Origin of the sequence: Chitinophaga nivalis (assembly GCF_025989125.1) — a bacterium.
In the GTDB taxonomy this organism is placed as follows: Bacteria; Bacteroidota; Bacteroidia; order Chitinophagales; family Chitinophagaceae; genus Chitinophaga; species Chitinophaga nivalis.
In genome coordinates, this window is record NZ_JAPDNR010000001.1 from 6,746,875 (window position 1) to 6,761,066 (window position 14,192).

Consider the following 14,192-nt stretch of genomic DNA (forward strand, 5'->3'; position numbering starts at 1 on the left):
GTGAGATAACTCCGCCCTGCCGTGTGCAATGCCGTGATAAGACGGATTAAGGCGGCTTTATATTCCAATGCCAAAGCAGTGAGGTCAGCGGATGACAATTTACCGGATATACTAAACTGCAGACGGCCGGAAAGTACGACGCCATTTATACTTAACAAGGCAGTATGCTGATTGGCGGCGCCTACGGTTGTACCACTGTGCTCACCTGTAATAAACCAACCTGTCGGGGTAGCTGTCTGCTGTTGTTCAAACTGACCGAGATAGTTAAAACTGATCACCGGTAAAGCAACAGCTGTATAACCGATCAAGGCGCCATACCCGATGCCATGTTGCGGCACCGCACGCAACATTTCTTTTACGCCGGTTAAAGTAGTCGTACCGGCTGTCTCATTCACCAACTTCACTGGATACATGGTCGTAAACCAGCCGACCGTGCGGGTTACATCCACTTGTGCAGATAAGTCTTCGCGACCATGGCTTTCCAGCAGCACATAATGACTGCTGCTTCCTGTCAGGACCGGCAACGCCTGCCCCAATGCAGCCAGCAGGATATCCTGTACTTCTGTATTGTAAACCTGGTTACAGGCACGCAATAGCCCGTCTGTAGCAGCGCCATCGAGCTCAAAAGCCGTATAGCCGGTTTCGTTAGCCAGGCGGGTATGCAGGATCGCGTTGCTATCCGGCACACCGGCAATCACCTGCGACCAATACGCCTTTTCTTCCGGTGTATGGATACTTAATACTTCGTGTGTCCATTGGCGATAGCTGGTGCCTTTTTCTGTTGTAACGGCCTCGCTGCCATCAGACAGGCGCTGGTAGTACTGTTCCAGGTCTGCACACAGAATACGCCAGCTGACGGTATCTATCAACAGGTGATGGGCCGCGATGAAGATACGCGCACTATTATCCGTGTAACCTGTCAGGTAGCCGATTTGCAGCAGTTTATCGCCGAAGATATCAAAGTCTTGTTGCCAGCTGGTTAATGCAGCTCCCAGATCCGGCACAAGACGTATATCCATTACCGGTATCGTAACCGTTGCCGGTACCGCTCCGTAATACTGTACGTACCCCTGATCCGTTTTGTGGTAACGTAGCCGTAACCCATCGTGATAATGGAGTAACTGTAATACGGCCGCTTCCAGCAGTGTTATATCCAACACTGGTACCTGTATCAGGAAAGATTGATTCCAGTGATGATAATCCGGGAACAGGCCTTTATCCACCTGATGGAAGAACCAGGACTGAATGGGCAATAAGGCCGTTTCGCCACTGAGTATGCCCTGTTCCGTTTGCAGTAAGGCGGCAGCATTGCCGGATGTTATCGTTACGTGATGATACAGTGCCGCTACTGTACGGTGTTTAAAGATATCCTTCACACTCACCTGCAAGCCTAAACGTTGTCTTAAACGTCCCACCAGCTGAATGCTCACAATACTGTCGCCACCCAGCCGGAAAAAGTCGTCCTGTACCCCTACCTGCGCCACCGGTAATCCCAGCACTTCCGCATAGATGGCACATAAGGCTGTTTCCATGGCATTGCCCGGCGCCTGGTAGTGGCCTTCATCCGTAAACACCGGTACCGGCAAGGCAGACCGGTCTACTTTTCCACTGGCAGTAAGCGGCAATGCCGGTAAGTGTATCCAGGCTGCAGGTATCATGTAATCCGGCAGGTATGCTACCAGATAGTTCCGTAAATCATCCTGCGGTAACGGATTGGCGGCCACATAATAGGCAGCCAGGTATTTATGGTCATATAAGGTCACCACTGCCTGCGTCACGCCGGGACAGGCAGCCAGCCGGCTTTCTATTTCACCGGCTTCGATGCGGTAACCTCTTATCTTCAGCTGAAAATCGTTGCGGCCTACATATTCCAGGTCACCATCCGGCAGGTATCTCACCAGATCTCCTGTCCGGTATAAACGTTGGGCATCTCCACCGGCAAAAGGATTCCGGATAAAACGTTCCGTTGTCAATGCCGGTAGGTTTACATAGCCGCTTGTCACACCGGCGCCGCCGATATACAATTCACCGATAGCACCCGGTGGCACCGGCACTAAATGCTCGTTCAGTACATACAAAGTAGTATTGGCAATCGGGCGGCCGATATTGGCGCTGCTATCGCCTGGCTGATAGGTGTGAACGGTTGCACATACCGTTGCTTCTGTCGGGCCGTATTCATTCAGCAATGTACCTTTAAAACGATAATCCGGCAGATCCGGTAAACGTTCCCCGCCTGTATAGATCAGCTGTAACGTTGGATCCTGTTGCAGGAAAACCGGGAGCAATGCTGGTGGTATAAACGATACGGCTATATCATGCGTTGCGATATAAGCCACCAGCTCCGGGATGGCAGTACGGATATCATCACTATAAAGATATAAGCTGTTACCATTACACAATGCAGGGAATGCTTCATAGACGAAAGCATCAAATACGTAGTTGGAATAACAACCGATGTGCGGGTATTGATCCAGCTGATGCAGCGGTATCAGCGCCGTAATCAGATTCACCACACCCTGATGTGGTACCATCACTCCTTTGGGATTGCCGGTCGTACCACTGGTATAAATCACATATGCCAGGTGATGGGCTTCCACAACCGCAGGCGGGGCAGTGAAACCTTTGTACAATGCGGGATCATCTACCGGTACCACTGCAGGTGACAGTCCTTGTAATGCAGCGGCATTCGCCGTATCCGTTACTACTACTTTGGCGCCTGTGTCCTGTATAATAAATAGTTTTCGCTCATCCGGATAAGCCGGAGATACCGGCACATAGGCGCCACCGGCTTTTAACACCCCTAATATGGCCACCAGCATATATACCGAACGATCCAGACAAACTACTATCAGTTCATCCGGCACAATCGCATAGTGATGGTGCAGGTAAGCCGCCAGTTGATCGGATTGTTCATCCAATGCTTTATAAGTCAGCTGTGTGGTGTTGTATACGATCGCGGTTTTGTCCGGTGTACGTCTTGCCTGTTCAGCAAACAGGCCATGTATGGTTTCATTCGCTGCATACGTGACAGCGGTATTGTTCCATGATTTGATTACCTGCTCATATTGTGTATCATTGAGATAATGCCATTCGCTGGTGCTGCGTTCCGGTGTATCCAGTAACTGATCCAGTAAAGTATGCATACCACCCAGCAGCTGTGCGATCAGTTGTGTACTAAATAATTCAGCCGCATATTTTAAACGGATCATCACCAATTCGCCCCGTTCAAAAGCAACTACACTCAACGGATAATCCAGTTTTTCCCGGCCTCCTCTGAATATCAACGACAACCCTCCGTCATCACCCTCACCCGCAGGCATAGGATAATTCTCGTAAACAAACAAACTGCTGAACAACCGTTCACCGCCTGGTTGCAGTTTACGCAGTGGTATATTACTGCGTACATTCACCTCATTGATATGGGCCTGTAAAGTTTGTACCGCAGCGGCAATACTACCAGTGGTATGGGTCATCACTACCGGCAGTGTATTGATGTATAAACCTACGGACTGTTCAATATGATCTATCGGCAAAGTACGACCGGATAAAGTCATACCGGTAATAGTAGTATCGCTGTTGCTGTAAATACTGAGTTGTTTATGCCACAGGTATTGCAATACCGCATTGATGGTAACACCATACTGTGCACACCATGTTTTCAGTTGATGATAACGCTCACCCGTGATGGCGATCTCTTGTTCTGCCGGCTGCAGGATATGCCGGTATTCCGCCAGTTTCAGGTGGCGCTGATCCGCATGCAGCCAGCCGCTGATATCTTCCTTCGTGGTTAACTGCGCCATATAGGCTGCCCAGTAGGCTTCGTGTTCCGTACGATGTTGCTGTAAATATTGTTGCGCGGCTTCGTAGCTGCGTTCCCGTAATATTGTTATTGCTTCTCCTTTACACAGCCGCAGGTAAACAGCATGTATATTCCCTAATAACAACGGCATACTCCAGCCATCCAGGATGGCGTGATGGTGACTGAACAAACAATAATAGTGATTCACTGCCCGTTTCAACAGGTATACCCGGAACAGGTTGCCCTCCGCCAGGTCAAATACTTCCTGCCGGTCGGCGGCTGCCAGTTCGGTAATAAAGGTATCCTGCGCTGAGGATGGCAGCTTGCTGATATCCCAATAGCGCCAATCAGTATGACCGGTTTTATCTATGACCTGTACCAGTTCTTCTTCCCAGCTGAATCGCAGCCGTAAGACACTGTATTGTTCCTGTATCAGTTGCCAGGCTTTTTTCAGGCAAGCTACCTTCAATGTGTTTTGATACTCCCATTGCAATTGTACCCGATAGGCATCATCTACATCGCCCTGGTTTAAAGCATGGTAGATAAAGCCTTCCTGCAGACTGTTGGCCAGGTATACGCCACTGATTTCCTGTTCCGCTTGCAGGCGGTCTAAATATTTTTGGGAGATGACAAACCCGACATCACTTACGGTTAGATAACTGCGGGTAGCTGTAGTCAGTGCCGTAATTAACACGTGTAAGCTTTCTTCATAGGCTTTCACCAGTGCTGCCAGGTCTTCCGCCGGCCAGTGACCGGAGCAGCCCAATCTTAATTGTCCACCCAGTACAACACCAGTCACCGCGAGCAAGGCAGGATCATTATTACTACCGGCTACTGATATACCGCTGTCTTCCCCCGCTATTGTCCAGCCTTCCCTGGTTGTAGTTTCCTGCTGATCGAACTGGCCTAAATAGTTAAAGCTGAGCACAGGCAACGCCACCGCGGCATAGCCTACCAGCACCCCATAACCAATACCATGGCGCGGAACGGCACGTAATGTTTCTTTCACTCCGATTAAAGCAGCGAGGTGATCAGCTTCACTGTGTATTGCCACCGGGTACATGGTGGTAAACCAACCGGTGGTGCGGGTGATATCGATAGCAGCGGATAAATCTTCCCGCCCATGACCTTCCAACAAAATATGATGACTGCTGCGGCCTGTCAGCGCAGACAAGGCTAATGCCAATGCCGTCAGTAAAATATCATTGATCTCCGTATGGTATACCTGGTGACAGGAACGCAATAATAAACCGGTGTGATGTACATCCAGTTCAAAGGCCACCTGATGTTTATCGTTGATGGCGCGTGCCTGCAGTGCCCCATTGCTGGCTGCCACACCATCCGTTACGGTCTTCCAATAAGCCGTTTCTTCTGGTGCCTGGAGCCGCAACACTTCGTGTGCCCATTGCCGGTAGCTGGTACCTTTCGTGAGCGAACCTATCTTTTGTGTCGCTTGTTGTTGGTAGAATTGTTCCAGGTCTGTACTGATAATACGCCAGCTCACCGTATCGATCAGCAGGTGATGCGCCGCGAGGTAAATACGTGCACTACCATCCGCATAGCCTTCCAGATAACCGATCCGTAACAACGTGTCTCCAAAGAGATCAAAATCTGACTGCCAGTCCGTTAATACCGCAGACAGGTCTGGTGTGGTGCGTATATCCAGCACAGGTATATGTATATCTGCAGGCATCTCTCCGTAATACTGTACATAACCGGTAGTGGTTTGCTTGTAACGTAACCTCAGCCCATCGTGATAGTGTAGTAATTGTAATACCGCCGCTTTCAGCAACGCGATATCCAATACGGGTACCCGGATCAGGAAGGATTGATTCCAGTGATGGTACGCGGGTAGTAATCCCGCATCTACCTGCTGGAAGAACCAGGACTGCACCGGTAATAACGGTACTTCTCCCGCAAGCATACCTTGTTCTGTTTGCAGCAATAGGGTACCCGCACCTGCTTTTACAATCACCTGCTGATACAAGGCAGCAATGGTGCGGTGTTTGAAAATATCCTTTACACTCACCTGTAAGCCGGTACGTTGCCGGATGCGGCTCACCAGTTGAATACTGACAATACTATCGCCGCCCAGCCGGAAGAAATCATCCTGTACCCCCACTGCTGTAACCAGCAAGCCCAATACTTCTGCATAGATCGCACATAGCTGAATTTCTATTTCATGGGCAGGTGCCTGGTATAGCGTATCATCCGTAAACACAGGTATGGGCAATGCCGAACGGTCTACCTTGCCACTGGCCGTGAGCGGCAACGCTGGTAAGTGCTGCAACACCGCTGGTATCATGTAATCCGGCAAATATTCTCCCAGGCAGGCCAATAAATCCTGCGCTGCAATTGGTACGGCAGACACATAATACCCAGTCAGGTATTTACTGTCATGAACCGTTACTACTGCTTGCGTAATACCCGGATAAGCCGTTAACCGGCTTTCTATTTCACCCGCTTCTATCCGGTAGCCTCTGATCTTTAATTGGAAATCATTACGGCCTATATATTCCAGGTTCCCATCCGGTAAGTACCGCACCAGGTCTCCTGTACGGTACAAATGATGACCTTCTGCTGCGTTAAAAGGATCACGGATAAAACGTTCCGCTGTCAAAGCAGGTAAATGCAAATACCCACGCGTTACTCCGGCGCCGCCGATATATAATTCCCCAACACCGCCTACCGGTACCGGCACTAAATAAGCATCCAGTACATACAAGGTAGTGTTGGCAATCGGCCGGCCGATGACAGCACTACTATCACCCGGCTGATACGGATGAACAGTGGCACACACCGTTGCTTCTGTAGGACCGTATTCATTCAATAAAGTGCCTTTGAAATGATAATCCGGCAGCTCCGGTAATCGTTCCCCACCGGTATAGATCAGCTGCAACGCAGGATCATAACTAAGGAATGCGGGTAATAATGCCGGTGGTATAAACGATACCGCAATATCGTTCGCCGCTATATACGCCACCAATTCCGGCAAAGCTGTACGGATATCTTCACTATATAAATACAGCGTATTACCATTACACAATGCCGGGAATGCTTCGTATACAAAAGCGTCGAATACATAATTGGAATAACAGCCAATGTGCTGGTGCTGATCCAGCTGATGCAATGGTATCAGGGCTGCAATCAGGTTGATAACGCCCTGATGTGGTACCATTACCCCTTTGGGATTGCCCGTGGTACCACTGGTATAAATTACGTAGGCCAGGTGGTGCGCTTCTACGATAACAGGCGGAGCTGCAAAATCTTTATACAATGTACGATCATCTACCTGCACAACTGCCGGCGCCAATGCCTGCAACGCCGCCATATTCGCCGCGTCCGTCAATACCACTTTCGTGTTTGTATCCTGTATAATAAATGCTTTACGTTCTTCCGGATAAGCCGGTGATACCGGCACATAAGCACCTCCTGCTTTCCATATACCCAATATCGCTACCAGCATATACACGGAGCGATCCAGACATAGCACAATCAGGTCATCCGGAACAATCATATAGTGCTGCCGCAGGTAGGCCGCCAGCTGATCAGATTGCGTTTGTAGTTCTCTGTAGGTTAATCGTTGGCCGTCGCAGACCACGGCTGTTTCATCCGGCACATGCCATGCCTGGGCAGTAAATAATGCCTGGATAGTCGTAGCGGTATTATAGGGTTTCGTGGTGTCGTTCCAGTGAGTGATTACTTCCGTATAGGCGGTCGTATCCAGGTAATACAAATCGTTGATACGCTGCTGTTGCCGGTGATTATCTTTCAAGCCGGCCAGCTGTGTCAGTATCAGCTGGTAAGTATGTATATAGGCATCAATAGTAGCCGGTTCAAATAAAGCCGTAGCATAATTGAATACACCGCTAATCTGTTCACCACTATCTTCCATGCCGGTGGTCAGGTCAAATTTGGCCACGCTATTAGCAGCCGCCTGATAAGGTTCAAACCATTCCTGTAATCCGGAACTGCCCGTAGCTGGTTGCTGTACCGTAAACATGACCTGGAACAACGGATGGCGCGAGGTATCCGGCTCCGGTTGCAACGCATCCACCAGTTTTTCAAATGGTAAATCCTGGTGCAGCTGTGCGGCCACTACTGCTGCGCCTACTGCCTGGATAAAATCTGTCAGCCGCTGGTTGCCATCCACCTGTTCGCGCAATACCAATGTATTCACGAAGAAACCAATCAGGTCAGTCGTTTCCCGGTGATGCCGGTTGGCAACCGGGCTACCCACCACGATATCATCCTGGTGACTGTAACTGCGCAGCAACAGGTAATAACCACTCAGCAACAGACTGAACATACTTATCTGCAGTTCTCTGGCCACCGTGCGCAGGTCTTCGCTCACGGCTTTATTCAGCGCAAATAATTTATCAGCACCGGCATAACTGATCTGCGCCGGCCGTGGATGATCCAATGGTAAATACAACGGCGTATAACCAGCTAATTTGTCTTGCCAGTAAGTCAGCTGTCTTTCCAATACGGCGCCAGTCAGATAGTTCCGTTGCCACAAAGCGAAATCTTTGTATTGCAACGGCAACGCCAAAGGCGTTGCTGGCAGTTGTACGTCAGCAGTATACTGTTGCAACAATTCTTTCAGGAAAACACCCGTAGACCAGCCATCAAAAGCAATATGGTGGAATACAATACTGATATAACGTTCCGTATCTCCGGCGGCAGTATGCAGCGTGTATAACTGTATCTGTACCGGACAGGTATTTTCCAGGTCAAACACATGATTGGTCGCAGCTTGTACCTGTTCGTCCAATGCCGCCGCTGTGTATACTATATGGGACCCTATCGGTAATGGCTGTACGTTATCATCTATCACCTGTTGATATCCCCTACCCTGTTCATCTGTTTTAATCAGACTTCGCAATACTTCATGCCGGTGTACAATGGCACGCAATGCCCCCAGTAAACGGTCGGTATCTGTATTATATTTCAGTTTCAGTACCAAAGGAATATTATAGGCAGCATTGCCCCCTTCATAGGCCATGATAAACCACAGACGTTCCTGCGCAAAGGACAACACCTGCTCTTCCGGCCGGCTTACTACAGTGGTGGTAATACGCACTTCGTCTTCCACACCGGTACGCAGCAAAGTAGCCAGTTGCCGGATCGTCTTACTGGTAAAGGCATGCCGTACACTCAACCGGCTGCCACATACCTGGTTCACCTGACTGATCAGCCGGATGGCCAGAATACTGTTACCGCCCAACCGGAAGAAATCATCGTCTACCCCAATTTCTGTGGCCGGCAGCCCTAACACCTGACCGTATATCACGCTCAGCTGCCTGCTTGTTTCATCGGCCGGTGCTTCCCGCGTAGTACCTGTTGTAAACAACGGATCCGGCAAGGCGGCCCGGTCCAGCTTACCGTTGATCGTCAACGGGAATGTATCCAGTGGTACCAATATCGCCGGCACCATATATTCCGGCAAAGATGCGCTGATATACGCGCGAATATCTTCCTGGTTCAATACCGTATCTGCCACATAATAACCTGCCAGGTACGGATGTTCACCGGCAGCCGTTTTCACGACTACCACCGCTTGTTTCACCCCTGCATAACCAGCCAAACAATTTTCTATTTCACCCAGCTCTATCCGGTAACCACGGATCTTCACCTGGAAGTCGTTTCTACCAATGTAGACCAGGTTACCATCCGGCAGATACCTTACCAGGTCGCCGGTTTTATATAAACGACTATTTACGCCTGCTGCTTGCTCCGCTTCCGTTTGGAAGGGGTTCATCAGGAATCTTTCTGCCGTTAAAGCAGGCTGGTTCAGGTAGCCTCTGGTGACACCTACCCCGCCAATATATAGTTCTCCTACTGCGCCCGGTGGTAATGGGGTTAAATAACGGTCCAGCACATACGTCGTGATATTATTCACTGGCCGCCCGATATGATGATGTCCCTCTCCGGTATTTACAATGGCTGTAATGGTGGTTTCCGTAGGGCCATAGGAGTTGATCAGCAACGGCACTTCCGCTTGCAGACGCTGGTGCAGGGCTGCACTCAGGTATTCGCCACCGGCATTCAATCGCCGGAGCGAAGGCAGCGATGCAAAAGACAACTGCTCCAGCAATGACGGTGTACTATGGATATACGTGACCGCATGTTCGGATAACAACGCCAGGAAATGATCGGTATCTTCCCATATCCGGTGCGGTACCAGCAACAATTTGTAGCCGTTCAATAATGCCAGCCATAATTGTTCTACGGCTGCATCAAAGACATAACTGGCCAGCTGCAACACTACTTCGTCCTCTCCGAAACCATACCTGGTAGTCAGGTCCGTGATGAGGTTCACCACACCCCGATGTTCCACCATCACCCCTTTAGGTTGGCCGGTGGTGCCGCTGGTGTAGATCACATAAGCCAGCTGACCCGCATCAGGGGTGATCTCTCCGTTAGTTGTCGGATAGTGTTGATAATGATCCGTTTCATCAATAGGAATCACGGCAACCGTAGTTAATGCCGCGATGGCATCCGCATAAACGGTTTCAGTCATCACCACCTTCGCACGGGTATCGGTGATAATAAATGCTTTTCTTTCTTCCGGATACAAAGGATCTACCGGCACATAAGCCGCACCGGATTTTAACACCGCCAGTATCGCTACCGGCAACCAGGCAGACCGGTTCAGGCAAAGCACGATCAGGTCTTCCGGCACAACAGCATACTGCGTCTGCAGGTAGGCCGCCAGCTGGTTGGCCTGTTCATTCAGTTCCCGATAAGTGAGCACCTGATCTCCATACACCACTGCCGCCTGATCTGGTGTATGCCGCACCTGTGCCTCAAATAACGCATGCAACGTTTTATCCGCCGGATAGTTTTGCGTGGTGTCGTTATAGTGATGCACCCATGTTTCATACTGTGTGGTATTCAGATATTGTAAAGCTGCCACTTCCAGCAAGGGTTGCTGCAGTAACTGATCCAGCACGGTAACCACGCCCGTCAGCAACTGTGCAATAGTATTTTCATCGAACAATTCTGCCGCATATTTTAATCCGAATACGACGGCGCCGGCCCGTTCATAGGCCACTACACCCAGCGGATAGTCTAGTTTTTCTACCCCTCCCTTGAAAACCATCACCAGTTCCCGGCTATCTTCGCCGCTTTCCGGTACCGGATAATTTTCATATACAAAAAGGCTGCTGAACAAACGCGCTCCGTCCCGTTGCAGACTGCCCAGGTTCATATCACTGCGGGTATTGATTTCATTGATATCCGCCTGCAACGTTTGTATGGCCGTCAATATATTCCCGGCGGTATGTGTTACAATAAGTGGTAACGTATTGATATAAAGTCCTACGGACTGTTCAATATCATCAATAGGCAACGTACGGCCGGACAAAGTCATACCTACTACCGTGGTGGTACTATTGCCATATATACTCAGCTGTTTATGCCACAGATACTGTAATACGGCATTAATGGTAATCCCATGTGTGGCACATAAGGTTTTCAGTTGCTGGTAACGGGTATCTGCTATGGTGATCGCTTGTTCGGCCGGCTGCAGTATATGGCGGTATGCCGATAGCTGTACGTGCCGCTGTTCTTCCCGCAGCAGGTTACCTAATGTTTCGTTTGTTTCCAGCTGTTTCGTATAGGCCTCCCAGTATGTCCGGTTATCGGAGCGGTGTATCTGCAGATATTGCTGCGCCGCCATATAGCCGGTTTCTGGCAGCACCCTTACCTGATTCCCCTTGCACAGTTGCCCGTATAGCTCGTGTACTGTTCCTAACAATAATGGCAAACTCCAGCCATCCAGGATCGCATGATGATGGCTGAAAATAAAATGATAATGATTTTCCGCGCGTTTCACCAGGTACAGGCGGAATAGGTTTCCTGCCGACAAATCAAACATTTCAATCCTATCTGCCGCCGCCAGCTCATCGATCGCTGCCTCCTGCAGTGCTGGCGCCAGATGGCTCACATCTGTATCATGCCAGTACACCTGGCCTTGTTCGTCTATAATTTGTATCAGGGCTTCTTCCCATCCAAAACGCAGTCGCAGTGCACTGTATTTATCCTGTGTATATTGCCATGCCTGTCGCAGACACGCTGCATTGATAGCGTGTAAATAATCCCATTTCAGCTGCACCCGGTAAGCATCATCTACCTCACCCTGGTTGAGGGCATGATAAATAAATCCTTCCTGCAAACTATTGGCGAGGAAGATACCCGCTACTGTTCTTTCTTCCTGCAACTGATCCAGGTATTTCCGCGAGATAATATCTCCGATATCACTCCGGGTTAAATAATGACGGGTATAACCAGCCAGATGTGTAACCAGGTGTTCCAATGCGGCCTGATAATGATCGGCCAGTATAGCCAAGTCACCGGCAGATAAATTGCCGGACAATTCGAATTGTAACCGGCCATGCATCACCCAGCCATTGATGCGCAGTATCAGGTGGCTTTTATTTTCTACGGCGGCCGACAAGCCACTGCTTTCTCCGGAGATATACCAGCCGGTTTCACCGCCAGCTTCTCTGGCATCAAACTGTCCCAGATAATTGAAACTGATCACCGGCAATATGCCTGGAACATAGCCCATCAAAGCACCATAACCAATACCATGATGAGGAATACCACGCAGCATTTCCTTGACCGTTGTAATCGTTTCCCGTGCATCCGTTCCGGTGATAATTTCCACCGGATACATGGTAGTAAACCAACCCGTTGTACGGGTAATATCTATATGTGCGGATAACTCTTCCCGGCCATGCCCTTCCAGTAAAACATGGTGGCTGCTACGACCGGTGAGGGCCGTCAGCGCATTGCTCAGTGCAGCCAGCAGGATATCGTTGATCTGTGTATGATATACCTGGTTGCTTTCCCGCAGCAACAAGGCGGTGTAATGGGTCTCCAGTTCCAAAGCAGCAAAACCTGTCTGGTGAGTGGCATACCTGCTCAGTGCTGCATTACTGTCTGCTACACCAGCCGTCACCCGGGCCCAGTAGTGACGTTCTTCGGCGGCAGCATAGTTATTTACTTCGTGTACCCATTGCCGGTAGCTGGTACCCTTTTCGCCCAGCATGAGGCTTGCAGGGATAACCGGCCACTCCGTTCCGGCAGTAGTAGCTAAATACCTGTAAATCTTTTCCAGATCGGCGCTGATGATACGCCAGCTGATGGTATCTATCAGCAGGTGATGCGCTGCTACAAATATCCGTGCACTACCATCGGCATAACCATACAGGTAACCAGCCTGGAGGAGCTTATTACCAAAGATGTCAAAATCACGTTGCCAGGTTGTCAGCACCACTGTGATTTCCGCGGGGTCATTCAATGTACTGACATCCAGGTAATGCACCGGTACTGCGGTTACCTCATCACTATAATATTGTTCATACCCCTGTTCCCCTTTTCGGTAGCGCAACCGTAAACTATCGTGGTAACTCAATAATTTTAAGAGACCGGCTTCCAGTATCTTTTTGTCCAATGCCGGCACCCATATCAGGAAAGACTGATTCCAGTGATCGTACACTGGTAATAAGCCCTGATCCAGCTGTTGGAAAAACAGGGCCTGTACCGGCAACATAGCTGCTACACCAGCTAATATGCCCTGTTCTGTATGCAGTGTCACCGCTTCCCGCGCCGGTTTTCTCAGCACCTGATGATACAGTTCACTGATGGTCCGGTATTTAAAGATATCCTTCACACTCACGGCAATCCCTAAACGCTGCCTGATCCGGCCTGCCAGCTGTATACTCACAATACTGTCGCCGCCCAGCCGGAAGAAATCATCCTGTACACCCACCCTATCTACCGGCAGCCCCAATACTTCACTATAGATACGGCAAAGCTGTGCTTCCGTTTCATTGCCTGGAGCAATATATTGTTCCGCTGTTGTCAGCAATGGATCCGGCAACGCCTGCCGGTCCAGTTTACCATTGATGGTAAGTGGTAATTTTTCCAGGTGTACCAATACAGCCGGTACCATATATTCCGGCAGGTACTGGTGTAAAAAGGTTAATAACGCCGCGTTATCCAGTGGATTATCAGCTACATAATAGCCCGCGAGATATTTACTATCTCCGGTTGCCATTGTTCTCGCTATGACCACTGCCTGTTTCACACCGGCATAGGTAGTTATCCTGCTTTCTATTTCTCCGGTTTCAATACGATAGCCTCTTATTTTTACCTGGAAGTCATTACGACCTATAAATTCCAGCTGGCCATCCGGCAGGTATCTCACCAGATCACCGGTTTTATAAATGCGGTTGTTGCTATCCACCGCTTTTTCTGCTGTGGTCTGGAATGGATTCGGCAGGAACCGTGCAGCGGTCAATGCCGGCTGACGCCAATAACCACGGGTTACACCGGCGCCACCCAAATATAATTCCCCGATGGCACCAGGCGGAACGGGTAT

1 protein-coding gene (running past both ends of the window) is annotated in these 14,192 nt (G+C 49.8%); it reads right to left on the reverse strand.

All 14,192 nt of this window come from inside a single coding sequence — locus OL444_RS24745, non-ribosomal peptide synthase/polyketide synthase (RefSeq protein ID WP_264729151.1), on the reverse strand. Of the gene's 89,850 coding nucleotides, 53,139 precede the window and 22,519 follow it; the stretch shown corresponds to coding positions 53,140-67,331 (codon 17,714, complete, through codon 22,444, partial); the first complete codon in reading order (the gene reads right to left) occupies window positions 14,190-14,192. Both codon boundaries (start and stop) fall beyond the window edges.